General features: G+C 70.8%; 18 protein-coding genes and 5 pseudogenes. 6 read left to right on the forward strand and 17 right to left on the reverse strand.

What is annotated here, in order from left to right:
• Nucleotides 1-15 precede the first annotated feature (15 nt).
• Nucleotides 16-1,002: pseudogene (gnd, locus tag Rai3103_RS07270) on the forward strand (phosphogluconate dehydrogenase (NAD(+)-dependent, decarboxylating)); the annotation flags it as partial.
• Between the two features lie 122 nt (nt 1,003-1,124).
• On the opposite strand, the gene Rai3103_RS07275 reads toward gnd, so the two are convergent.
• The 5 genes and pseudogenes from Rai3103_RS07275 to Rai3103_RS07295 form a co-directional block, all read right to left on the reverse strand.
• Nucleotides 1,125-2,813, reverse strand: coding sequence for an FAD-dependent oxidoreductase (locus Rai3103_RS07275; RefSeq protein ID WP_153572034.1), 1,689 nt, complete (start codon nt 2,811-2,813; stop codon nt 1,125-1,127).
• A 20-nt stretch (nt 2,814-2,833) separates the two neighbouring features.
• Nucleotides 2,834-3,004, reverse strand: a complete 171-nt coding sequence (locus Rai3103_RS16950; protein ID WP_194793319.1) for a hypothetical protein — start codon at nt 3,002-3,004, stop codon at nt 2,834-2,836.
• Nucleotides 3,005-3,149: 145 nt separating this feature from the next.
• Nucleotides 3,150-5,224 (reverse strand): annotated as a pseudogene (locus Rai3103_RS07280) (ABC transporter ATP-binding protein).
• On the reverse strand, nt 5,221-6,966 hold the full coding sequence (locus Rai3103_RS07290; RefSeq protein ID WP_153572037.1) for an ABC transporter ATP-binding protein: 1,746 nt from the start codon (nt 6,964-6,966) through the stop codon (nt 5,221-5,223). Before Rai3103_RS07290 ends, Rai3103_RS07280 begins: the two are co-directional and overlap by 4 nt.
• Entirely contained in the window at nt 6,963-7,571 is a 609-nt protein-coding gene (locus Rai3103_RS07295; protein WP_153572038.1) for a TetR/AcrR family transcriptional regulator, read from the reverse strand. The genes Rai3103_RS07290 and Rai3103_RS07295 overlap by 4 nt, the downstream gene beginning before the upstream one ends.
• Before the next feature lie 129 nt (nt 7,572-7,700).
• On the opposite strand from Rai3103_RS07295, the gene Rai3103_RS07300 reads away from it, so the two are divergent.
• On the forward strand, nt 7,701-8,348 hold the full coding sequence (locus Rai3103_RS07300; RefSeq protein WP_153572039.1) for an HAD-IA family hydrolase: 648 nt from the start codon (nt 7,701-7,703) through the stop codon (nt 8,346-8,348).
• A 33-nt stretch (nt 8,349-8,381) separates the two neighbouring features.
• On the opposite strand, the gene Rai3103_RS18460 is transcribed toward Rai3103_RS07300, so the two are convergent.
• The 6 genes and pseudogenes from Rai3103_RS18460 to Rai3103_RS19020 all read right to left on the reverse strand — a co-directional run bounded on the left by Rai3103_RS18460 (nt 8,382) and on the right by Rai3103_RS19020 (nt 12,696).
• Entirely contained in the window at nt 8,382-8,546 is a 165-nt protein-coding gene (locus Rai3103_RS18460; protein ID WP_422396023.1) for a hypothetical protein, read from the reverse strand.
• Complete coding sequence (locus tag Rai3103_RS17690) at nt 8,501-9,178, reverse strand: YbjQ family protein (RefSeq protein ID WP_228489377.1); 678 nt, start codon at nt 9,176-9,178, stop codon at nt 8,501-8,503. Before Rai3103_RS17690 ends, Rai3103_RS18460 begins: the two co-directional genes overlap by 46 nt.
• A gap of 24 nt (nt 9,179-9,202) precedes the next feature.
• Nucleotides 9,203-10,060: a transglutaminase family protein gene (locus tag Rai3103_RS07310; protein WP_153572040.1), complete on the reverse strand. Its 858-nt coding sequence runs from the start codon at nt 10,058-10,060 to the stop codon at nt 9,203-9,205.
• A 32-nt stretch (nt 10,061-10,092) separates the two neighbouring features.
• Complete coding sequence (locus Rai3103_RS07315) at nt 10,093-11,052, reverse strand: alpha-E domain-containing protein (protein ID WP_153572041.1); 960 nt, start codon at nt 11,050-11,052, stop codon at nt 10,093-10,095.
• Nucleotides 11,046-11,372 (reverse strand): hypothetical protein, encoded by a 327-nt coding sequence (locus Rai3103_RS17695; protein WP_228489248.1) that lies wholly within the window; start codon nt 11,370-11,372, stop codon nt 11,046-11,048. The genes Rai3103_RS07315 and Rai3103_RS17695 overlap by 7 nt, the downstream gene beginning before the upstream one ends.
• A pseudogene (locus Rai3103_RS19020) lies at nt 11,354-12,696 on the reverse strand (circularly permuted type 2 ATP-grasp protein). The gene Rai3103_RS17695 and the pseudogene Rai3103_RS19020 overlap by 19 nt, the downstream one beginning before the upstream one ends.
• A 235-nt stretch (nt 12,697-12,931) precedes the next feature.
• On the opposite strand from Rai3103_RS19020, the pseudogene lysS reads away from it, so the two are divergent.
• The 3 genes and pseudogenes from lysS (at nt 12,932) to Rai3103_RS07335 (ending at nt 16,583) form a co-directional block, all read left to right on the forward strand.
• A pseudogene (gene lysS / locus Rai3103_RS07325) lies at nt 12,932-14,396 on the forward strand (lysine--tRNA ligase).
• A gap of 156 nt (nt 14,397-14,552) precedes the next feature.
• Nucleotides 14,553-15,656, forward strand: a complete 1,104-nt coding sequence (locus tag Rai3103_RS07330) for a glutamate--cysteine ligase (protein WP_153572042.1) — start codon at nt 14,553-14,555, stop codon at nt 15,654-15,656.
• A pseudogene (locus Rai3103_RS07335) lies at nt 15,634-16,583 on the forward strand (ROK family protein). Before Rai3103_RS07330 ends, Rai3103_RS07335 begins: the two are co-directional and overlap by 23 nt.
• Here Rai3103_RS07335 and Rai3103_RS07340 read toward each other — a convergent pair.
• Nucleotides 16,558-16,878, reverse strand: coding sequence for a cell division protein CrgA (locus Rai3103_RS07340; protein ID WP_228489249.1), 321 nt, complete (start codon nt 16,876-16,878; stop codon nt 16,558-16,560). The pseudogene Rai3103_RS07335 and the gene Rai3103_RS07340 overlap by 26 nt on opposite strands.
• A gap of 160 nt (nt 16,879-17,038) precedes the next feature.
• On the opposite strand from Rai3103_RS07340, the gene Rai3103_RS07345 reads away from it, so the two are divergent.
• Nucleotides 17,039-17,899, forward strand: coding sequence for a DUF881 domain-containing protein (locus Rai3103_RS07345; protein WP_228489250.1), 861 nt, complete (start codon nt 17,039-17,041; stop codon nt 17,897-17,899).
• A 1-nt stretch (nt 17,900) separates the two neighbouring features.
• On the opposite strand, the gene Rai3103_RS07350 is transcribed toward Rai3103_RS07345, so the two are convergent.
• From Rai3103_RS07350 to Rai3103_RS07365, 5 genes are all read right to left on the reverse strand, one after another.
• Nucleotides 17,901-18,560 (reverse strand): aminodeoxychorismate/anthranilate synthase component II, encoded by a 660-nt coding sequence (locus Rai3103_RS07350; protein WP_153572044.1) that lies wholly within the window; start codon nt 18,558-18,560, stop codon nt 17,901-17,903.
• Entirely contained in the window at nt 18,557-20,365 is a 1,809-nt protein-coding gene (gene pknB, locus Rai3103_RS07355; protein ID WP_239022405.1) for a Stk1 family PASTA domain-containing Ser/Thr kinase, read from the reverse strand. The genes Rai3103_RS07350 and pknB overlap by 4 nt, the downstream gene beginning before the upstream one ends.
• An 85-nt stretch (nt 20,366-20,450) precedes the next feature.
• Nucleotides 20,451-21,275: a penicillin-binding transpeptidase domain-containing protein gene (locus tag Rai3103_RS18220; RefSeq protein WP_338420096.1), complete on the reverse strand. Its 825-nt coding sequence runs from the start codon at nt 21,273-21,275 to the stop codon at nt 20,451-20,453.
• Entirely contained in the window at nt 21,272-21,889 is a 618-nt protein-coding gene (locus Rai3103_RS18225) for a penicillin-binding transpeptidase domain-containing protein (RefSeq protein WP_239022406.1), read from the reverse strand. The genes Rai3103_RS18220 and Rai3103_RS18225 overlap by 4 nt, the downstream gene beginning before the upstream one ends.
• A complete protein-coding gene (locus Rai3103_RS07365) occupies nt 21,886-23,274 on the reverse strand; it encodes an FtsW/RodA/SpoVE family cell cycle protein (protein WP_153572045.1) in 1,389 nt (462 codons plus the stop codon). The genes Rai3103_RS18225 and Rai3103_RS07365 overlap by 4 nt, the downstream gene beginning before the upstream one ends.
• Between the last annotated feature and the right edge of the window lie 35 nt (nt 23,275-23,309).

A 23,309-nucleotide genomic window follows, 5' to 3' on the forward strand; every position in this document is an offset into this window, starting at 1 on the left:
CAGCGCCGGAGCGTACGAAGCGCCGACCGGCACCAGTCAGACAGACGCAGCAGACGAGAAGAAGGAGAAGACATGCAGCTGGGACTCATCGGCCTGGGTCGGATGGGCGACGCGATGCGGCAGCGGCTCGTCCGTGCCGGCCACGAGGTCGTCGGGTACGACCGCGACCCCGACGTCTCCGACGTCCCCGACCTGACCTCACTGGTCAGCAGCCTCGCCGCTCCTCGGGTCGTGTGGATCATGGTCCCGGCGGGCGAGGCCACTCGGGCGACCGTCACCGAGTTGGCCGGCCTGCTCGAGCCCGGTGACCTCGTCATCGACGGCGGGAACTCGCGCTTCACCGACGACGCCGACCACGAGGCTCTCCTCGCGAGCCGGGGGATCGGCTACCTCGACTGCGGCGTCTCCGGCGGGATCTGGGGCCTCGACAACGGCTATGGGCTGATGGTCGGCGGCCGTGCGGACCTCGTCGAGCGCGCCATGCCCCTCTTCGACGCGTTGCGCCCCGAGGGGCCCCGCGACGAGGGGTTCGTCCACGCCGGCGGGGTCGGCGCAGGGCACTACGCCAAGATGGTGCACAACGGCATCGAGTACGGCCTCATGCAGGCCTATGCCGAGGGCTGGGAACTGCTCGGTGCCACGGACGTGGTCACCGACGTGGACGGGTGCTTCAAGGCCTGGACGCGGGGTACGGTCGTCCGCTCCTGGCTGCTCGACCTGCTGGTCAAGGCGCTGGAGCAGTCCCCGGGGCTCGACGGGATCGACCCCTTCACGCCGGACTCCGGGGAAGGGCGCTGGACCCTGCAGGAGGCCGTCGACCACGCCGTGCCGATGCCGGTCACCGCGGCCGCGCTGTTCGCCCGGTTCGCCTCCCGGCAGGACGCCAGCCCGACGATGCGGATGGTGTCAGCGCTGCGCGGGCAGTTCGGCGGCCACACCGTGCTCACCACGCGCGATACTGCCGCGTCGGCCAGCACCATCCCGGCATCCGATCTGCGCTGACAGCGGATCCCGCGCACGCCGAAGGGCCCCGTCACGATGGAACCGTGACGGGGCCCTTGTCTGCCGTGGGTGCGGCCGCGGGGCAGGGGGATGAGTGCGGCGCTCCCAGGGGGCAGGTCCGGTCAGCGAGCCGCTTCCTCCTCGGCGGGCGTCTCGCTCCACGCCGGCCGGGCGACCGGCCGGGTGGCGGTGGACCAGGTGGCGTAGCCACCGGTGAGGTTCTTGACGTGGTGGCCCGCCTGGCGCAGGATCCGCTCGGCCACGTGGCCGCGCAGGCCCACCTGGCAGGTGATGATCAGGTCGCCGGCCGGCACCTCGTCCAGCCGGTCGCGCAGCTCGTCCACCGGCAGGTTGATCGAGCCCGGGATATGACCACGGCGGAACTCGCCCGGCGTCCGGACGTCGACCAGCGGCAGGCCGGCCTTGTGGGCCGCTTCCACCTCGTGCCACTGGATCAGCTCCGACTGGCCGTTCACGACGTTGTCGTCGATGAAGCCCAGCATGTTGATCGGGTCCTTGGCCGAGCCGAACTGCGGGGCGTACGCCAGCTCCAGATCGGCCAGGTCGGCGCCCTTGAGCCCACCGCGCATCGCCGTGGCGATGACGTCGATGCGCTTGTCGGCGCCGTCCTTGCCGATCGCCTGGGCACCGAGGATCTCGTCGGTGTCGGCATCGACCAGCAGCTTGAGGTGCAGGGTCTCGGAGCCGGGGTAGTAGCCGGCGTGCGAGCCCGGATGGGCGTGGATCGCCCGGTAGCGGCGGCCCGCGGCGCGCAGCCGCTTCTCGTTCCAGCCGACCGAGGCGGCCATCAGGCCGAAGACCCCGACGATGGCGGTGCCGAGCACCGGCTTCGAGCTGGTCGGCCGGCCGACGATGACGTCGGCGACGAGGCGGCCGTGCCGGTTGGCGGTCTGGGCCAGCGGCACCATGGCGGCGTCACCGGTCAGCGCGTCGCGCTTCTCGGCCGCGTCACCGACGGCGAAGATGGCCGGGTCGGAGGTGCGCTGGAACTCGTCCACGACGATGCCGCCGCGGGAGTTGACCTCGAGGCCAGCGTCCTTCGCCAGGTGCGAGTCCGGGCGGACACCGATCGACATGACGACCAGGTCGGCGGGGATCTCCTCGCCGGTCGCCAGGGTGACGGTGTGCTCGCCGATGACGGTCGCCTCGGTGCCGGTGACCACGTCGATGCCGTGCTCGACCAGTTCCTGGGCCACGTACGCGGCCATCTCGGGATCCAGCGGCGGCAGGATCTGGTCGGACAGCTCGAGGATCGTCACGTCGATGCCGCGCAGCTGCAGGTTCTCGGCGAGCTCGACGCCGATGAAGCCGCCGCCGATCACCACGGCGGTGTGCGGCTTGCGGGCGACGGCGGCGACCATCTCGTCGACGTCGGCGATGTTGCGCAGCGTCAGGGCCCGCTCCTTGCCCGGGAGGTCCGGAACGAAGGGGGAGGCGCCGGGGGAGAGAATCAGCGTGTCGTACGACTCCGTGGTGACCCGATCGGTGTTGAGATTGCGCACCGACACCAGCTTGGCGGCCCGATCGATCGAGACGACCTCGTGGCCGACGCGGACATCGATCCCGAAGCGGCGGCCGAGGGACTCGGGCGTCTGCAGCAGCAGCGCCTGGCGGTCCTCGATCACGCCACCCACGTGGTAGGGAAGGCCGCAGTTGGCGAACGAGACGTACCAGCTGCGCTCGAACACGACGATCTCGGCGTGTTCGTCGAGGCGGCGCAGGCGGGTGGCGGCGGACATGCCACCCGCCACGCCACCGACGATGACGACCTTGCGGGAGCGTTCGCTCATGGGTGTGGTGCGCTCCGTTCTCAGCGGCGGAAGAAGGACATGAAGTTGCCGGAGGTCGACGAGCTCGCGGCGTTGCGGTCACAGGTGCACCACTGGCCCGCCGGGACGGAAGCCTTCACCGACGCGACGTGCTGGCCGCAGCCGGCCCAGGTGGTCTTGCCGCAGGACGAGCAGGTGACGGGACGGCACATGGGGTTTCTCCTTCTGTGGAGGGGTGGGAACACGTCCATAATGCCCCGGGGGTATCCGAGGGCAAATCGGCCGGACCGGGATGCGGCACGACCGCCGCATCCCGCACCCCGCTCCCCGTCACCGTACGCCGCGACCGGCTCGCGGTCAGGCGACTTCCTGCTCGATCGCGCCCTCGAACTGCGAGCGGTAGAGCCGGTAGTAGGCGCCCTCACGGGCGAGCAGCTCCTGGTGGTTGCCCTGCTCCACGATGCTGCCGTGCTCCATCACCAGGATGGTGTCGGCGTCGCGGATGGTGCTGAGCCGGTGGGCGATGACGAAGCTGGTCCGGTCCTTGCGCAGGGCACTCATCGCGCGCTGCACCAGGAGTTCGGTGCGGGTGTCCACCGAGCTGGTCGCCTCGTCGAGGATCAGCAGGGCCGGATCGGCGAGGAACGCCCGGGCGATGGTGAGCAGCTGCTTCTCGCCGGCGGAGATGTTGCTGCCCTCCTCGTCGATCACCGTGTCGTAGCCGTCCGGCAGTGAATGGACGAACCGGTCGACGTACGTCGCCTCGGCCGCCGCGAGGATCTCCGCCTCCGAGGCGTCAGGCCGCCCGTACGCGATGTTGTCGCGGATGGTGCCGTGGAACAGCCAGGTGTCCTGCAGCACCATGCCGATGTTCTCGCGCAGGGCGTGGCGGGGCACCGAGGTGATGTCCACCCCGTCGAGGGTGATCCGGCCGCCCTGCAGTTCGTAGAACCGCATGATCAGGTTGACCAGCGTCGTCTTGCCGGCGCCGGTCGGCCCCACGATGGCGATCGTGTGGCCCGGCTCGGCGACCAGCGACAGGTCCTTGATCAGCTCGGTGTCCGGATCGTAGGAGAAGTCGATCGACTCGAACTCGACCCGGCCGCGGGTCGGGTTGAGCCGGCCGGCGACGTCGGCGGGCTCCTCCTCGGCGTCGAGCACCTCGAAGACGCGCTCGGCCGACGCCACGCCGGACTGCAGCAGGTTGGCCATCGAGGCCACCTGGGTGATCGGCTGGGTGAACATCCGGCTGTACTGGATGAACGCCTGCACCCCGCCCAGCGACATCTGGCCGCTGGCCACCCGCAGGCCACCGACGACCGCCACCAGCACGTACGAGAGGTTCCCGACGAAGAACATCGTCGGCATGATGATGCCGGAGATGAACTGCGCCCGGAAGCCCGCCGAGTAGAGGCTGCTGTTGCTCTCGGCGAACGCCTGCTCCACCTCGCGCTGGCGGCCGAACACCTTGACCAGCGCGTGGCCCGAGTAGGCCTCCTCGATCCGGCCGTTGAGCTCGCCGGTGTACTTCCAGTTCAGGACGAACTGCTTCTGCGACTGCTTGCCGATGATCGAGACCAGGATGACCGAGACCGGGATGGCCGCCACGGCGATGGCGCCGAGCACGGGCGAGACGACGAACATCATCACGCCCACCCCGATGATCGTGAGCAGACCGTTGAGCAGCTGGGACATCGTCTGCTGCAGCGTCTGGGCGATGTTGTCGATGTCGTTGGTGACCCGGCTGAGCAGCTCTCCGCGCGGCTGCCCGTCGAAGTACGACAACGGCAGGCGGTTGATCTTCGCCGCCACCTCCTCGCGCAGCCGGTAGACCGAGCGCTGGACGACGCCGTTGAGTATGTACGCCTGGCCCCACATCAGCAGGCCGGAGAGCACGTACAGGCCAAGCGCCAGCAGCAGCACCGCGGCGAGGTCCTCGAAGCGGATCCCCTGGCCGGGGATGACGTTCATGGTCGCCAGCATGTCGGCGAAGCGGCCGGCGGTCGAGGGGTCAGCGCCCCGCCGCCCAGTCCCGGCAGCGCGGGGCCGCCGTTGGCGTACGACCGCAGGGCGGCGATGATCATGTCCTTGGTCACCGCGACGGTCTGCCCGCCGACGGTGAGGGTGGCGGGCAGAGCCTTGCCCATCACGCCGGCGAAGATGATGTCGGTCGCCCGGCCGATGAGCTTGGGGCCGACGACGTTGAAGCCGACGCCCGCCGCGGCCATCACCACGACGAGGACGAGAAGCGCCCGCTCGGGGCGCAGGTGGCCGAGCAGCCGACGCAGCGAGGGACCGAAGTTCGTCGCCTTCTCGACCGAGCGCCCGCCCATCATGGCCATCGGGCCGTGACCGCGCCCGGACGGGCCGAACTGCGGCCGCTTCGGGGCGTTGGTGACCGGGCGGGGCTGTGCTGTCCGTGTGCTGCTCATGCCGCGGCCTCCTCGGCGCTCAACTGGGATTCGACGATCTCGGCGTACGTGGGGGTGGAGGCCAGGAGTTCGTCGTGGGTGCCTCGGCCGACGATCCGGCCGTCCTCGAGGACGAGGATCTGGTCCGCGCCGGCGATCGTCGAGACCCGCTGGCCGACGATCAGCACGGCCTGCTCGGCGGTCTCCCGGGCGAGGGCGGCCCGCAACCGGGCGTCCGTCGTCACGTCGAGGGCCGAGAAGGAGTCGTCGAAGATGTAGACGTCGGGCCGGCGCACCAGTGCCCGCGCGATGGAGAGGCGCTGACGCTGGCCGCCGGAGACGTTGGTGCCACCCTGGGCGATCGGTGCCTCGAGCCGGCCCGGCATCGCCTCGACGAAGTCGCGGGCCTGGGCCACCTCGAGGGCGTGCCAGAGCTCCTCGTCGGTGGCGTCGGGATTGCCGTAGCGCAGGTTGCTCGCCACCGTGCCGGTGAAGAGGTAGGGCTTCTGCGGCACCAGGCCGACCCTGCTCCACAGCAGCTCCGGGTCGAGCCGGCGGACGTCGACACCGTCCACCCGCACGGTCCCCTGGGAGGCGTCGTACAGCCGGGGCAGCAGGTTGACCAGCGTCGTCTTGCCCGAGCCGGTCGAGCCGATGATGGCGGTGGTCCGGCCCGGCTCCATGGCGAAGGAGATGTCCTGCAGCACCGCCGAGTCGGCGCCGGGATAGGTGAAGCCGACGCCGGACAGGGAGACCGTCCCGTGCGAGGACACCGTGCGGATCGGGTCGGCGGGCGGGACCACGGTGCTGTCGGTGTCGAGGACCTCCATGATGCGGTCCGCGCAGACGGCGGCGCGGGGCACCATGACGATCATCATCACGGCCATCATGCCGCTCATCAGGATCTGCATGAGGTACTGCAGGAAGGCGGTCAACTGGCCGACCTGGATGTGGTCGGCGTCGATCTGGGCGGCACCGAACCACAGCACGGCGACGCTCGACACGTTGAGGATGAGCATGACGATCGGGAACATGCTCGCCATCAGCCGCCCGACGTTGAGGGCGGTGCGGGTCAGGTCGCCGTTCGCCTCCGCGAAGCGCGTCGCCTCGTATGGTTCGCGGACGAAGGCCCGGACCACCCGGATCCCGGAGATCTGCTCGCGCAGCACCCGGTTGAGGACGTCGATCCGCTTCTGCATGGACTGGAAGAGGGGGACCATCCGGCTGACCAGCAGGCCGATGCTCAGGCCGAGCGCGGCCACGGCGACGACGATCAGCCAGGCCATGTGCCAGTCGTTGCGCAGCGCCATGATGACGCCGCCGACCATGGTGATCGGGGCACCGAGGATCATGATGCAGGTCATCAGCACCAGCATCTGCACCTGCTGGACGTCGTTGGTGTTGCGGGTGATCAGCGACGGGGCACCGAAGCGGTTGACCTCGCGCGAGGAAAAGGACAGCACGCGGGAGAAGATCGCGGCCCGGGTGTCGCGGCCGAAGCCCATCGCGACCATGCTGCCGAGCAGGACCGCGGAGATCTGGCAGATCACCTGGACGAGGCTGACGCCCAGCATGATGCCGCCGTGCGACCAGATGTAGGCGGTGTCGCCCTTCGCGACGCCCTGGTCGATGATCGAGGCGTTGAGGGTGGGCAGGAAGAGGGAGGCGAGGGTCGCCGCGAACTGCAGCAGCACGACGCCGACCAGCAGTCCACCGTACGGCCGCAGGTGGCGGACGAGGAGGCGGTTGAGGGGATATGTCACGACGGGTCCTTCTGCAGAGCCTTGAGGAGCAGGTGGGAGAGCAGGTCGGGGTCGCCGGCCAGCCCGTTGCCGAGCATCGGATGGGTGGCGGCGGTGACGTTCGACCAGACGAACGACGCGGCCGTGTGCGGGTCCAGCGCCAGTCGTTCGGCGTCGGGGGCCAGCAGGCCGGCGATGGCGTCGGTGATCCGGTCCCGCTCGGTGTGGTCCCGCGGCCCGTGCCGGTGGCCGCGGGGATGGAAGTGTTCGGCGCCCTTGCCGCCCGGCCGGGGTCGCATCAGGGCCGCGAACAGTCCGCTGATCTCGTGGATCCGGTCGCTGAGGAGCAGGACGATCCGGCGCAGCCGGGCCTCGAGTGGTTCGCCCGGGTCGATCGCGTGCAGCGCGGCGATCACCTCACCCGGATCGAGGCAGGCGCGGACCGTCGCCTCGATAAGGTCATCCTTGGTCGGGAAGGCGCGGAAGAGCGTGCCCTCGGCGATCCCGCAGGCCTCGGCGATCCGCCGGGTGGAGACGTCGGGACCCGCGGCGACGAGCAGCGGGACGGTGGCCGTGATGATGGCCTGGCGTCTGTCCTCGGGGGAGAGGCGTTGTGCTCTGCTCATCCCACGATAGTAGTGAGTGAGTGTTCACTCATCAATATCGCGTCGGGAGGGCGCCCTGGTGATTTCGTCCGGCGGGCAGAGTGGGGGCAGGAGAAGCACGGCAGCAGGAACTCACGGACGGGGGAGCGGATGGCGGGGCAGGCGTTCGACGGGGTCATCTTCGACATGGATTCGACGTTGGTGGATTCGCTACCGGCGATCGTGCGGGTGTGGACGCGGTTCGCGGAGCGTTATCGGCTGACCGCCGAGGACCTGTCGGGGCTGTTCGGGCTGTCGAGCGGCGCGATCGTCGACCTGCTGGTCCCCGCGGAGCGACGCGCGGAGGCGCTGGCCTGGATCACCGAGCACGAACTCTCCGACCAGGAGGGCGTTGTCGCGCTGCCCGGGGCGGCCCACGCGCTGGCGGCGGCCGGGGAGCGGGCCGCCGTCGCGACGTCGGCCACCCGTCCGATGGCGTACGCCCGGCTGGCCGCGGCCGGACTGCCGCAACCCGCCGTGCTGGTCACCGCCAGCGACGTCGTCCGGGCCAAGCCGGACCCGCAGATCTTCCTGGCCGCTGCGGCCGGTCTCGGCGTGGATCCCGCCCGCTGTCTGGTCGCGGAGGACGCGCCCAACGGGCTTCGCGCGGCGCGGGCCGCCGGGATGGCGACCGTCGCCGTGACCACGACGCACACGGCCGAGCAGCTCGCCCCGCTGGCGGACGTGGTGGTGCCCGATCTCAGCCATGTCGGTCTGCGCCTCGACGGCGCGCGGGTGCTGGTCAGCGCGCCACGCTGACCGGGTCGTGACCGGAGGCTGACCGGCCGGTGATCAGGCGGCCGGTGCCGGCGGGTGCGTGGCGCTGGCCGTCGTCGACGGGCGCGGCAGGTCGATCCCCGAGGTGCTGAAGCTCGCCGCCTCGGCGAGCCGCACCGCCGTGCCGTACGCGATCACCTCGACCACCTCGTCACTGACCCGGCAGGTGTCGAAGCGCATCCCCACCACGGCGTCGGCGTGGGCCCGAGGGCCATCCGCACCATCCGGGTGACGGCCTGCTGCCGTTCGGTGAGCATCGTCCGGGACTGGATCTCCCGGTTGCCGCCGAGCTCCCTCGAGCGCGACACCACGCCCATCACGTCACCGATCACCGCGGTGATGGTGCGTCCGGGCATCGAGTCGGTCGTCGTGACCGGCAGCCCGTGGTCGACGCGCCCGGGCGGCGTGGGGGCCGGGGCCTCGACGCTGGTCGGGTTGGGCTGTGCCGTCTGGCCGGGGCGGGCCGGCTGCGAGGGCGGCGCGGCGTGGTGCGGGCTGACCTGGGGGGCGGAGATGCCTGTCGCCGGTGGTGCCGTGACCCCCGCCACCGGAACGCCCGCCGGAGCGACCGGCGGCGGAGCGGCCTGGCTCGGGATCGCCTGTCCTGGAATGGCCTGGCTCGGGACGCCCTGGGATGCTCCGGCCTGCGGCAGCGTCGACGCCCAGCCGTGCGGTTCGGGCCGCGCGGGAGGGGTGTAGCCGGGCCTGGGGGTCGTGCCCTGGATCAGCGGGTTCTGGACCGGCTGGGCGACGGGCGGGGCCACCGGCGGGTCCGCCGGCGGCGGGCTCCAAGCGGTCGGCGGTTGAGTCATGCCAGTAACCCTAGTGGTACCGGGTCACGAAAGCGCAGTAATTGTCACCCTGACGAACATCTCGGAGTCTCCGCCCGCGTACGTTCCGCGTAGTGGGGACACGTCGGAGTAGTCGCGGCCGTGCCCGATCCGGACGTACGCCTCGTTCACCCGGTGCATCGCGGTGGGATCGTACGCCTGCCAGGAGCCGCACCAGAACTCCAGCCAGGAGTGCGACTCACCCTCGACCGCGTCGCCGCGGATCGCGTCCGGGCCGGCAGGGTGCAGGTAGCCGGACACGTACCGGGCCGGGATGCCGAGCTGGCGCAACGCCCCGCAGGTGACGTGGCTGAAGTCCTGGCAGACGCCGCGGCCGCCCTCCCAGGCCTCGGCGGCCGTCGAGGTCACCCCGGTCGCCCCGACCTCGTACGCCAGGTGGTCGTGGACCAGGTCGCAGACGTCGAGCGCCGCGAGCCGCGGCGGCCGGTCGGTGAGGCCGGCGGCGAGTTCGGCGAGTTCCTCGTGCGGGGTGGTCCGCTCGGAGTTGACGAGGTACTCGCTCATCGCGTCGAGGACGTCGCCGCCCCGGAGCTCGGCCCAGGACAGGTCGCTCGCCGGCACCCGTCGCTGCACGTCCCAGTCGTCCTGGAGCGGACGTGTCTCGATCAGGGCCCGCGACTCGATCTCGAGCCGGTCGTGCGGCTCGTGCACCTCGAAGCAGGTGACGGGCGTGCCCCAGTAGTCGGTGTACGTGGTGCGCCAGGCCGCCGGGGTGATCATCAGCCGGGAGGTCCAGACCACCTGCGAGGGGCTGGAGACCGGCGTCATCCGTGCCTCGTTGTAGGAGGCCCGGACCGGGGACGCGTAGCGGAACCCCGTGACGTGGTCGATGCTCAGCCGCATGTCAGCGTGCCTCCTCGTGTGTGCCGGGCATGTCAGGGGGTCTCCTCGGTCGTCCAGGCCTGTTCGGCCGCGGCGGCGAAGTAGGCCTGCGAGATCGCCGTGGTGACCCGCTGGCAGGTCCGCTGGACCTCGGCCATCCGGCCGGCCAGGTCGTCGACCAACTCGTCCGCCGGCAGGTAGGCGAGCTCGTGGGTGAGCCGGCCGAGCTCGTAGCGCGCCTCGCCCGGCAGCCCGACCCCGCTCGACTGCCCGTCGATCGCGGCGAGCGCGTCACTGGCCCGGGTCAGCCCGTGCATCACCGACCGCGGGAAGTTGCTCTCCTGGACCAGGAACTCCATCGCCTGGGTGGAGGCCCGCCAGCCGCGGTAGCTGCGCAGGAAGGCGTCATGGGCGTCGCAGCCGCGCAACGCGGCCGACCACGGCACCGCCCCGTGGGCGAAGGTCGTCGCGGTGACGAGCCGGGCGGTCATGTCCGCCAGCTCGAGGCTGCGGCCCAGCTGGAGGAACTGCCAGCCCTCGTCGCGGACCATCGACCCGCGCGCCAGCCCGTAGAACAGGGCCGACCGCTCCCGGGCCCAGTCCAGGTAGCTGTGCTGGGACCGGATCGCCCGCGGCGTCACCCGGGGCAGTGCCTGCCACGTGGTGTTGACCACCTCCCAGACCCCGGACGGGATCACCTCGCGGGCCCGCCGGGCGTTGTCGCGGGTCTGCTCCCAGCTGTAGGCGATGGACGAGGGCTGGTGGCGGTCGTAGGCGAGCAGGCCGACGAGGGCACTGTGGGCGAGCTGCGGGTCGGCCTCGTCCAGCAGCGGTTCGTACGTCGCCGCCGGCACCCCGAGCAAGGTCAGCAGGTTGCTGCACGCCGTGTGGGTCGGCACGCCGGGCTCCTCGACGAACAGCCGCAGCTGCACCTGGACGAGCCGTGCGGTGTCCTCGGCCCGCTCGACGTGGCGCCCGATCCAGAACAGCGACTGGGCGATCCGGCTCAGCATCGGTCATCCCCTTCCGGGCGCCGCGCCCCGGCCGCCTGTTGCTGTTGTTCCTGCTGGGTCTTGCGGGGCGGCACCGGGTCCGGGGGACGCTGGGTCGGGGCCGGGAGCTGCGCCAGGTCCTCGATCTCGGTCGTCTCCGCGTGCGGGACCTCTCCCACCTCAGCGGCCACCGTCTCGTCGTCGGGTGCGCCGATGACCGGCACTGGGACCTCCGGGCGCCGGGCGGACACCCAGGTGTCCTTGGAGCCGCCGCCCTGCGAGGAGTTGACGATCATCTCCCCCTCCGGCAACGCCACCCGGGTCAGGCCGCCGGGAAGCACCCAGACGTCGTCGCCGTCGTGCACCGCGAACGGGCGCAGGTCGACGTGCCGGGGGCCAGGGTGTCCTCGAGGAAGGTCGGCACCGTCGACAGCTGGACCAGCGGCTGCGCGATCCAGCCGCGCGGATCCTCCTCGACCTTGCGCCGCAGCTCGGCGATCTGCTCGGCGGTGGCGACCGGCCCGATCACGATGCCCTTGCCGCCCGACCCGTCGACGGGCTTGACGACCAGCTCCTCGAGTCGGTCCATCACCTCCTCGCGAGCCGCCTGCTCGGCGAGGCGCCAGGTGTCGACGTTGGCCAGGACGGGATCCTCGTTGAGGAAGTAGCGGATCAGCTCCGGCACGTAGGTGTAGACGAGCTTGTCGTCGGCGACGCCGTTGCCCAGCGCATTGCACAGTGTCACCCCGCCGGCCCGGACGGCGTTGACGATGCCGGGGATGCCGAGCAGCGAGTCACGGCGGAAGTGCACCGGGTCGATGAAGTCGTCGTCGATGCGCCGGTAGATGACGTGCACCTGCCGCAGCCCGCGGGTGGTGCGCATGTAGACCTTGCCGCGGCGGCACTCCAGGTCGGAGCCCTCGACGAGCTCGACGCCCATCGTGCGGGCCAGCAGGGTGTGCTCGAAGTAGGCGGAGTTGTAGACGCCGGGGGTGAGCACGACGACGGTCGGGTCCTCGACGCCCTCGGGGCGGCGGCGCGCAGCGCGTGCAGCAGGTGACCCGCGTAGTCGGCGACCGGCCGGACCCGCTCCTCGGCCATGATCTCGGGGAGCACCGAGGCCATCGCCGTACGGTTCGTCATCACGTACGACACCCCCGACGGCACCCGGACGTTGTCCTCCAGCACCCGCATGTCGCCGGCGGGCGTGCGGATGAGGTCGATCCCGGCCACCTGGACGCGGGCCCCGTTGGCGGGGTTCATCCCGTGCAGCACCCGGTGGAAGTGCTTCGAGGTGGTGATCAACGAGCGGGGGACGACGCCGTCGGAGACCGCTCGCTGGTCGTTGTACGCGTCGTGCAGGAACGCCTCGAGGGCCCGGACCCGCTGGCGGACGCCGCGCTCGATGATGTCCCAGTCGGCGGCGGTGATGATCCGCGGGATGGCGTCCAGCGGGAACGGCCGTTCGACGCCGCCGACGTCGAAGGTGACCCCGGCGGCCAGGTAGCCGTTGGAGAGGGACTCGGCGATGGCCTTCAGATCCGCGGGGGCCATCCGGTCCAGCATGCCCGCGAGCCGTCCGTACGGTTCCCGTACGTCCCCCGCCGGGTCCACCATCTCGTCGAACGCGGCGCCCGGACGGTAGTGGGCCAACATGTCTGCCATACCCGGCACCCTACGACACGCTCGGAGCCGGTCCGCGCCGCGCAAAGCCCCGTTCACAGCCCCGTAACACGGCTGACTCGCGGTGTTCCGGATCGTGCTGCGATGGTGGTCGGGATCGGCCTCCGGGGCCGGCCGATAACATGTCCCGGTGAGTACTGAGCAGAATCCGCCCGCCGAGCAGTCGACCGCCCAGCTTCCCGACGCCGAGGCCTTCCAGCACGAGGTGTCCGAGCAGATGCAGGTGCGCCTCGAGAAGCGCGCGCGGCTGCTCGAGGAGGGCCGTCCCCCTATCCGGTCTGGCTGGAACGTACGCACACCCTCGACCAGGTCCGCGAGGGCTGGGATCGCCTCGAGACCGGTGAGGAGACCCAGGACCTCGTCGGTGTGGGCGGACGCGTGGTCTTCCTGCGCAACACCGGCAAGCTCTGCTTCGCGACGCTGCAGGGGGCTTCACCGAGGAGCATGACGCCCCGCGCCTCCAGGTGATGCTGTCCAAGGCCGAGGTGGGCGACGAGTCCCTCGCCGCCTGGAAGGCCGACGTCGACCTGGGTGACTGGGTGTTCGTCCACGGCCGCGTGATCCGGTCGAAGCGGGGCGAGCTCTCGGTGATGGCCGACAGCTGGCAGATGGCCTCCAAGTCCCTGCGCCCGATGCCGACCCTGCACCACGAACTCTCCGAGGAGTCCCGGGTCCGGCAGCGCTACGCCGACCTGGTCGTCCGCCCCGAGGCGCAGAACGTGCTGCGTACGCGCTCCGCGATCACCCGGTCGATCCGCGAGACCCTGCACGGCGACGGTTATCTCGAGGTCGAGACGCCGACCCTGCAGTTGGTGCACGGCGGGGCGACGGCCCGTCCGTTCACCACCCACCTCAACGCCTTCGACATCTCGATGAGCCTGCGGATCGCGCTCGAGCTCTACCTCAAGCGGGTGATGGTCGGCGGCGCCGAGAAGGTGTACGAGATGGGCCGTGTCTTCCGCAACGAAGGCATCGACTCCTCGCACTCCGCGGAGTTCACCATGCTCGAGGCCTACCAGGCCTGGGGCGACCAGACGACCATCGCCGCCCTGATCAAGCAGATCATCCTCGATGCCGCCGACGTCGTCGGCAGCCGCCAGATCGAGACCGAGCACGGCGTCATCGATCTCGACGGGGAGTGGAAGTGGCTGGGCGTCTACCCGGGCCTCTCGGACCGGGTGGGTGACGAGATCACCCCGGACACCCCGCTCGATCGGCTGCGCTCCATCGCCGAGTTGTTCGAGGTCGACTACGACGCCCTCTGGTCGCCGGAGAAGATGGTCGTCGAACTGTTCGGCGAGCTGGTCGAGCCGCACCTGCTGCAGCCGACCTTCGTCTGCGACTACCCGCCGGTGGCGCAGCCGCTGGCCCGTCCCCACCGCTCCGAGCCGAACAAGATCGAGGCCTGGGACCTCATCATCGGCGGCATGGAGCGCGGCACCGGCTTCTCCGAGCTGATCGACCCGGTCATCCAGCGCGAGCGGCTCACCGCCCAGTCGTTGGCCCGCGCCGCCGGCGACGTCGAGGCGATGCAGCTCGACGATGATTTCCTGCGGGCGCTGGAGTTCGGCGCGCCGCCGATGGGTGGACTCGGGCTCGGCGTCGACCGCCTGGTGATGCTCTTCACCGGGGTCGGCATCCGCGAGACCATTCTCTTCCCGCTGCTGAAGCCGCAGGGCTGAGGTCTCGCGGGGCCCGCCACATCAGGCGCCCGCGACGCTTCATCCTGGGAGCACCTCCGGCCTAGCATGGAGGTGCTCCCCAGATGAAGGGTGCGCGGCGACACTCCCCGTCGCCATCAGCCTGCGTCGCGGGACGAGCGGCGGACGGGAGGCATCGTGCGACGTTACGGCGTGGAGGAAGAGCTGCTGGTCGTCGACGCCGAGACGTTAGAGCCGTTGCCGTCCGGGGGACGCGCCGCGGACGACCGCGGCGAGGGGAGCGCGAGCGAAACGCAGTTGACGGCGGAGTTGCAGCAGGAGCAGATCGAGGCCGTCTCCCCGCCGATGAGCACCCTGTCGGAACAATGGGCCGCGATCAGGAGGGGCCGGGCCCTGGCCCAGGAGGCGGCCGCCCGCTTCGGCGGCGTCGTGGTGGCCCTGCCCCTCGCGCCCGCCCGGGTCACCCCGCACCTCGTCGCCCATCCCCGCTACCAGCGGATGCTCGAGCAGTTCGGTCCCACCGCGGCCGAGCAGCTCACCAACGGCTTCCACGTCCACGTCGAGATCGGTTCGCGGGCCGAAGGTGTCGGAGTGCTGGATCGCATCCGCGTCTGGCTGCCGGCCGTGTTGGCCCTCAGCGCCAATTCCCCGTTCTCCGGCGGTGCCGACACGGGGTACGCCTCCTACCGCTACCAGGCCTGGTCCAGATGGCCGACCGCGGGCCCGACCGACCTGTTCGGCTCTCCTGACGGGTACGACCGGCATCGGGCGGCATTGCTCGCCACGAAGGTGCCGCTGGATGCCGGCATGCTCTACTTCGACGCGCGACTGGCGGAGAAGTATTCCACCGTCGAGGTCAGGGTGGCGGACGTCAACCTGGACGCGGAGCACGCCGCCGTGATCGCCAGCCTGATCCGGGCGTTGGTGGAGACCGGTGCGCGGGCCTGGCGCAACGGGGACCCCGCCCCGGACGTCCCCGCCTCGGAGCTGTCCGTGTGGAACTGGCGGGCCAGCCGCTCCGGCATCGAGGACCAGTTGGTGGATCCTCGCAGTGGCACCCCTGTCCCGGCCGCGGAGGTGATCGGTCAGTTCCTCGAGCTCGTCCGTCCCGCGCTCGCCGACGACGAGGAGCGGATGGCGGTGGAGACCGTCGTCGACGACATCCTGCACACCGGGGGAGGGGCCCGCCGGCAGCGCCGGGCGTACGAGGCCCACCATCGGCTCCGCGACGTCGTCGCCTGCGCCGTGGACGCGACCCATGCGCCGGCCCGGCGCCGATAATCGAGGAGGGGCAGTGCGGTCCAGTGCTCTGTACGGGGGGATCGAGGCGGGCGGGACGAAGTTCGTCTGCTGTGTGGGCACCGCGCCCCACGACCTGCGTGCCGAGATCCGGATCCCGACCACCACGCCCGAGGAGACCCTCGGCCGGGCGGTGGCGTTCTTCCGGGACCACGCCGGTCCCGGCGGCCTCGACGCGGTCGGCGTCGCCTGCTTCGGCCCGGTCGATCTCGACCGGGCCTCTGCGACGTACGGTCACATCACCACCACGCCGAAGCCGGGCTGGGCGGGCACCGACGTGGTCGGAACCCTGCAGGCGGCGCTCGGCGTGCCGATCGGCTTCGACACCGACGTCAACGGCGCGGCGCTCGGGGAGGCCCGGTGGGGTGCCGGGAAGGGACACGACCCGTTCGTCTACCTCACCGTGGGAACGGGTGTCGGGGCGGGGCGATCGTCAACGGCGCGCCGCTGCACGGGCTGGTGCACCCCGAGATGGGCCATGTCCGGGTGCCGCACGACGTTGGGCGCGATCCGTTCCCGGGGGTCTGCCCCTTCCACGGTGACTGCCTCGAGGGGCTGGCGTCGGGGCCGGCGATGGCACGACGCTGGGGCGTCCCGGCCGAGGAGCTGCCGGCCGGCCATCCGGCGTGGGAGCTGGAGGCGTCCTACCTCGCCGAACTGGCGGCGCAGTTGGTCTGCACCCTGTCACCGCACCGGATCGTGCTCGGCGGCGGAGTGATGGCGGGCCCGGGCCTCTTCCCGCTGCTGCGCCGGGAGACGGCGCGGCTGCTCGCCGGCTACATCGCGTCCCCGGCCGTCGGCAAGGAGATCGACAGCTACCTGGTGCCGCCGGGCCTGGGGGACAATGCGGGTCGCCTCGGCGCCCTGGCGCTGGCTCAGGCGGTCACTTCCACTGCGTCGCCACGATGAACGACGACGCGATCAGCCCCATGCCGACGGCCAGGTTCCAGTTGCCCATCGCGGCCATGAACGGGATCAGGTAGCCGGCGACGTAGAAGACGACGATCCACACGACGCCCAGCAGCAGCAGGGTCACCATCGTCGGCACCACCCAGGGTGCGGTGCCCGGGGCCGCGGTCCGGCGGCGGGTGGACTCGGTCTGCTCCGTGCTGGTGGCAGTCTCCGTGTCGTGACGCCGGGCCGCCTTGCCGCGATCACCCTTATGGTGATCGGAGACGGACTTGCGCTGCTTGGACTCGGCCACGACCACTCCTCGGACGGCATTCATGTTGGCTATGCCGGTAGCCTAGTCGACGGCGCGCACCGGCCCGACCGGCGAACGGTCCGGCACCGGACCGGCGGTTCCGCCGACGCAGCGACTCACGGATCCAGGGATTCATGGCTACACCGACAGGAGGCACAGGGTGACGCAACCGACGCTGCTGGCCACCCTGCGCGCCGGGGCCCGCCGTTTCCGGACGATCCTGTGGCTGCGGCGCGGCGCCGGGAGGCCTCGACGCACGGTCCGGACGGCCCTCGCCGGAGCGGCGACGGTGGTCATCTGCGTGGTGGCCGGTTACCTGATCGGCACCAGTTCGGTGCTCGCCCGCGGCACCGACCTGCGTGGCGGACGCAACACCGACCTCATCTCGCTGGTGCGGACCGGCTCCCAGCGCAATGCGATGCTCGCCCGCGACGTCTCGTCGACGCGGGCCGAGGTCGACCGGCTCGCCGGTCAGACCGGTACCGGCATCGATCCCGCCCTGCTCTCCGCCGCCGCCGAGCAGGCCCAGACGGTGGCGATGACCGGGCCGGGGGTGAGCGTGGTGCTCGACGACGCGCCGATGTCGGTCGCCCCGGCAGGCCTCGATCCCGATCTCCTCGTGGTGCACCAGCAGGACATCCAGGCTGTCGTCAACGCGCTGTGGGAGGGCGGCGCCGAGGGGATGACGATCCAGGGCCAGCGGGTGATCTCGACGACCGGCATCAAATGCGTCGGCAACACCGTGGTGCTGCAGGGGATCCCGTACGCCCCGCCGTACCGGATCCAGGCGATCGGTGACCCGGCGATCCTCGAGGCGACGCTGTCGTCCTCCCAGTACGTGCGCAACTACCAGGACTACGTCGCCGCCTATGGTCTGGGCTGGCTGGAGCATCGAGAGGACGCCCTGCACCTGCCCGCCTACACCGGTGGCATCGGGCTGACGTACGCCAAGTCGCTGGCCGCGTCCTCGAGCGGAGCGCCGTCGAGCGGAGCTGCGTCGGGCAGCGCCTCGCCGCGCTGACTCAGGCCAGTTCGACGAGCGGAGTGAGACCGGCGGCCCGCTCGGGGGCGCCGGTGTCGCCGCAGAGCACCAGCCAGTTGGCGAAGATCCGGTAGCCGCCCTCGCTGAGCACCGATTCGGGATGGAACTGGGTCCCCTCCACGGCCAGCTCGCGGTGCCGCAGGGCCATCACCACCCCGTCCTCGGTGGTCGCGGTGACCTCGAGGACGTCCGGGACGGTCTCCGGCAGCACGGCCAGCGAGTGGTAGCGGGTCGCGGTGAACGGATCCGGTAGCCCGGCGAGGCAGCCGACGCCGCTGTGGTGGATCGGTGAGGTCTTCCCGTGGCGCAGTTCGGGGGCCCGGTCGACCGTCGCCCCGTACGCCTCACCGATCGCCTGCATGCCCAGGCAGACCCCGAAGATCGGCGTCCGCCCGGCCTGCTCGTGGATGATCGGGATGCAACGTCCCGCCCCGGCCGGCGTGCCGGGCCCCGGGGAGAGCAGGATCCCGTCGAAGGGGTCCGCCCATCCCGGGGCGTCGAAGCGCGGGTCGTCGTTGCGCCACACCGTCACCGTCGCCCCGATCCGGGCGAGGTACTGGACGATGTTGTAGACGAACGAGTCGTAGTTGTCGACGACGAGGACACGGACGCCGGTGTCGGCTGCGTGGGGATCAGTCATTTTGTTTCTTTCAACCATTGCCCTTGTTGCCGTCCCCCTTGCCCTGGGACGACGGCGATGACGACGGCGTGGGCGAGGCCGAGGTCGGGGTGGGCGTGCTGGACGGCTGGGGGCGGCCTTGGCCAGGACGACGGTGATCGACGCGTCGCGCGACACCTTCGACCCGGCGGAGGGCTCTGGGAGATCACCGTGCCGACGATCGCGTTCGAGTTCTGCTCGGTGAAGGTCACGTTGGTCAGTCCGAGCCCGGCCGCATCACTCATCACGGCCTGACGGTTGAACCCGGACCAGTCGGGCATGCTGACCTTTCCCGACGCGTACGTCACCGTGATCTGGGTCGTCGGTACCACCTTCGTGCCGGAGCCGGGATCGAGGCTGAGCACCTCACCGCCCGGCCGTGACGAGTCTGCGGCGACGGTGGTGACGTTCGTGAAGCCGGCCGACTTCAGCTGGGCCTGGACCTTCGTCAGCTGCTGGCCGACGAGGCCGTCCGGGATCGCCGTGGTCGACGGCCCCCCGTTGACCGTCAGCGTGACGGTGCCGCCCTGGTCGACGCGGCTGCCGCCGGTCGGGTCCTGGGCGGTGACCGTGCCGACCGTCGCTCCGGCGGGCCCCTCGGTGACGTTGACCTTCGGGGTCAGCCCCTGCGCCTTGACCAGTTCCTCGGCGACGACCTGGGTCTTGCCCCGGACGTCGGGGACCGTCTGCTTCGGGGTCAGGCCACCGTTGGCGGCCCAGAGGCCACCACCGGCCAGCAGCGCCACGAGCAGCACGGACAGGACGATCCACACCGTCCGGCGCCGCTTGCGGGCCGACTCCTCCGCCTCGGCCGCTTCCGGGTCGACCAGGGCCCGCTGCGGGCTGGTCGCCAGGGCACCCTCGTCGGCCGAGGGCACCGCCCCCATCGCGCGGGTCGGCAGGGTGGCGTCGACCGGGGCCATCGCGGCGACCGAGGTGGCGGTCATCGCCGCCGTCGCCGCCGTGGCGATCCCCGCGACACCCGCCAGGGCGAGCGGATGCTGACCGGCGAGGATGCGGGCGATGTCGTCGTAGAACTCCCGGGCGGTCTGGTAGCGCCGGTCGGGGTCCTTCTCGAGGGCCTTCAGGACGAGCGCGTCGATGTCCGGGCTGAGCGTCGGCACGATGGTCGACGGGGCGGACGCGTGCTCGCGGACGTGCTGGTAGGCGACGGAGACCGGCGACTCGCCGATGAACGGGGGTCGTCCGGTCAGCAGCTCGAACAGCAGGCAGCCGGTCGAGTAGAGGTCGGACCGGAAGCCCACCTTCTCACCGCGGGCCTGCTCGGGGGAGAGGTACTGGGCGGTGCCGATCACGGCCGCCGTCTGCGTCATCGTCGCCTGGGTGTCGGCGACCGCGCGGGCGATGCCGAAGTCCATCACCTTCACCTGGCCGCCGGCCTCGGTCAGCATGACGTTGCCGGGCTTGATGTCGCGGTGCACGATCCCGGCCCGGTGCGAGTAGCCGAGCGCGTCGAGCACCCCCTGAGTGATCTCCAGCGCCCGCTCCGAGCTGAACGCGTCGCCGCTGTTCATCAGCTGCCGCAGCGTACGACCCTCGACGAGCTCCATCACGATGTACGGGACGACCTGACCCGAGACCGGGTCGCGCTCCTCGTCGGTGTCGTAGACGGAGACGATGTTGGGGTGGTTGAGGCCGGCGGCGGAGTGCGCCTCCCGGCGGAAGCGGGCCTGGAAGGTCGGGTCGGAGGCGAGGTCGACGCGCAGGCGCTTGATCGCCACGTCGCGCTGCAGGCGCAGGTCGCGGGCCCGGTTGACCTCGGCCATGCCGCCGCGGCCCAGGGCGGGGCCGAGCTGGTAGCGGCCCCGAGGATCGTGGGTTGGGTGTCCATTGTCTGTTGACCTTCCGGGCTCACAGGAGTGCCTGGATCACGCTCTTGGCGATCGGCGCGGCAACGACGTTGCCACCGACCTCCGATCGCGGGACGTTGGCGGATTCGACGAAAACGGCGACGGCGATCTTGCGGTTGTTCTTCTCGGCGAACGACGTGAACCAGGCGTACGGCGGCTTGTCAGCTGTCGTCTGCGCGGTGCCCGTCTTGCCACCGACGGTGACCCCGTTGATCTGCGCGTTGGTCCCCGTGCCGCTGTTGACGACGTTGACCATCATGCCCTGCAACTTCTGGGCGTTGGCGGCACTCATGGCCTGGGAGAGCTCCTTGGGTTTCGTGGTGGTGATGGTGGTCAGGTCGGGGGCGCGCACGGTCTGCACCACATAGGGCGTCATCACCTTGCCGTTGTTCGCGATGCCGGCGGCGACCATGGCCATGTGCAGCGGATTGGACGCCACATCGTACTGGCCGATGCCGGACAGGCCGGTCTGGGCCGCGTCGAGCTTGGCCGGGAAGCGGGCCGCGACGCCGTTGACGTCGGTCAGCTGGAAGTCCCAGCCGAACTTCTGCGCCTGCTGCCGCAGCGTGTCGGACCCGAGCTTGATCGCGACGTTGGCGAAAGCCGTGTTGCAGGACAGCTGCAGGGCCCGATCCAGGCTCTGCTGGCCGTCTCCGCACTGGGTCTCGTTCGGCAACTGCGTCTTGGTGCCGGGCAGGGTCAGCTTGGCCGGGGTGTCGACCATGGTGTTCGGCTGGAAGCCGCCGCTCTCCAGCGCGGCCGCCGCGGTGACCAGCTTGAAGGTCGAGCCGGGCGGGTAGATCTCACCGGCGGCCCGGTTCGTCAGCGGCTGGTCGGGGTCCTGGAGGAGGGATCCGTACGCGTCCCCGCGCCCTTGATGTCCGTGCCGGACAACGACGTCGGATCGTACGAGGGGCTGCTGACCATCGCCAGCACGGCGCCGGTCTGGGCGTCGAGGGCGACGACCGCGCCCTGCTGGTGACCGAGGGCCTGGGCGGCGGCCTGCTGGGCCTTCGGGTCGATCGTCGTCTCGACGGTGGCCCCCTGCGGGGAGCGGCCGGTGAGGATGTCGACCAGGCGCCGGACGAACAGCGAGTTCGAGGTGCCGGCCAGTTCGCCGTTGTAGGCCCGCTCCAGGGCCGTGGTGCCCCGGTCGTACGAGAAGTAGCCGGTGATCGGGGCGTAGAGCTCGCCCTGCGGGTAGGACCGCTGGTAGCCGAACTGGCTGCCCTGCGGTGCCGGGTTGGAGACGGCCAGGGTGGTCTTCCCGGCGACGATGCTGCCGCGGTGCCCGCCGAACTGCTCGTCGCGGACGCGGCGGTTCTGCGGGTTCGCGTTGAGCGAGTCCTGCTGGACGATCACGATCTGCGAGACGTTCAGCAGCAGGGCGGCGAAGAGCACCATGGCGAGCACGGCGATGCGGCGGATCGGGGTGTTCACGGGCGTGCCTCCATCGGGGGCAGCCCGATCAGCTGGGTGCTGTCGTCGGCCATGGACAGCTCGGTGGCGGTGATCACCGGCCGGCGGACCTGGTGGGAGATCACCAGCAGCAGCCCGACGATCATCCAGTTGACCACCATCGAGGAGCCGCCGTGCGTCATCAAGGGCGTGGTGAGGCCGGTCATCGGGGTGAGCCGGGTGACGCCGCCGATGATCAGGAACACCTGCAGGGCGAACACGAAGGACAGCCCGGTGGCGAGCAGCTTGGAGAAGTCGTCCCTGGCGGCCAGGGCCGTCCGCAGGCCGCGGAAGGCGAACAGGGCGTAGACCATGATGATGGCCATCAGCCCGGTGATCCCCAGTTCCTCACCGATCGCGGCGGCGATGAAGTCCGACTTGGCCAGCGGGGTCAGGCCGGGCCGGCCCAGCCCCCAGCCGCGGCCGAGCAGGCCACCCCAGGCGTAGCCGAACTGCGCGCTGATGATCTGCAGGTTCTGGTCGTAGTGCTGGAACGGGTGCAGCCAGGCATCGATGCGGACCTGGACGTGGTGGAAGATCTGCGCCGCGAGGACGGCGCCGACGGCGAAGGACAGGCCGCCGAGGACGAGCCAGGCGGGTCGCTCGGTGGAGACGTAGAGCATCACGACGAACAGGCCGAAGAACAGCATCGACATGCCCAGGTCCTTCTGGGTGACCAGGACGACCATCGCGATGGCGAGCATCACCCCGAGGGGCCCCAGGTCGCGCGGGCGGGGGAAGGCGATGCCGAGGAACCGGCGTCCGGCCACGGCCAGCGCGTCGCGCTTGTCGACCAGGTAGGAGGCGAAGGCGATCGTCAGGATGAACTTCGCCGCCTCCGCCGGCTGGAAGGAGAAGCCGAAGAGGCGGATCCAGACCTGCGAGCCGTTGATCTCGACGCCGATGCCCGGCACCAGCGGGAGCAGCATCAGGACCAGGCCGGTGAGGAAGAGCGTGTACGTGTAGCCCTGCAGCGGGCGGTGGTCGCGGAGGATGACGATGATGCCCACCGCCAGGGCCATCCCCAGCCCGGTCCAGATCAGCTGCGTCAGCACGTCGTGGCGGGGTGGATCCGGGATCAGGTCGATCCGGTGGATCATCGCCAGCCCCATCCCGTTCAGCAGTAGCGCACACGGCAGCAGCAGCGGGTCGGCGTACGGCGCCCGCCAGCGGACGGCGACGTGCAGGCCCAGGCCGAGTCCGACCCAGACCATCGCGACCGAGGCCATCTCCGGCGGTAGCGTGCCGTTGAGGTTGAGGTGGGTCAGGGCGTAGCCGGACAGCCCGATGAACTGGGCGAGGAGGATCATCGCCAGTTCGACGTTGCGCCGCCTGCGGTAGACGACGACATCCGTGGTGGTGGCCATCAGCACTCCCCGTAGTCGGGGACGACCGGGGTCGG

The sequence above is a fragment of the Raineyella fluvialis genome, assembly GCF_009646095.1.
GTDB classification, from domain to species: Bacteria; Actinomycetota; Actinomycetes; order Propionibacteriales; family Propionibacteriaceae; genus Raineyella; species Raineyella fluvialis.

Coding starts and splice junctions, on each gene's coding strand:
- Rai3103_RS07275 (WP_153572034.1), bottom strand. CDS start 2,813: ATGAGCGAACGCTCCCGCAAGGTCGTCATCGTCGGTGGCGTGGCGGGT.
- Rai3103_RS16950 (WP_194793319.1), bottom strand. CDS start 3,004: ATGTGCCGTCCCGTCACCTGCTCGTCCTGCGGCAAGACCACCTGGGCC.
- Rai3103_RS07295 (WP_153572038.1), bottom strand. CDS start 7,571: ATGAGCAGAGCACAACGCCTCTCCCCCGAGGACAGACGCCAGGCCATC.
- Rai3103_RS07300 (WP_153572039.1), top strand. CDS start 7,701: ATGGCGGGGCAGGCGTTCGACGGGGTCATCTTCGACATGGATTCGACG.
- Rai3103_RS18460 (WP_422396023.1), bottom strand. CDS start 8,546: ATGCGCTTCGACACCTGCCGGGTCAGTGACGAGGTGGTCGAGGTGATC.
- Rai3103_RS17690 (WP_228489377.1), bottom strand. CDS start 9,178: ATGACTCAACCGCCGACCGCTTGGAGCCCGCCGCCGGCGGACCCGCCG.
- Rai3103_RS07310 (WP_153572040.1), bottom strand. CDS start 10,060: ATGCGGCTGAGCATCGACCACGTCACGGGGTTCCGCTACGCGTCCCCG.
- Rai3103_RS07315 (WP_153572041.1), bottom strand. CDS start 11,052: ATGCTGAGCCGGATCGCCCAGTCGCTGTTCTGGATCGGGCGCCACGTC.
- Rai3103_RS07350 (WP_153572044.1), bottom strand. CDS start 18,560: ATGACTGATCCCCACGCAGCCGACACCGGCGTCCGTGTCCTCGTCGTC.
- pknB (WP_239022405.1), bottom strand. CDS start 20,365: ATGGCCGAGGTCAACCGGGCCCGCGACCTGCGCCTGCAGCGCGACGTG.
- Rai3103_RS07365 (WP_153572045.1), bottom strand. CDS start 23,274: ATGGCCACCACCACGGATGTCGTCGTCTACCGCAGGCGGCGCAACGTC.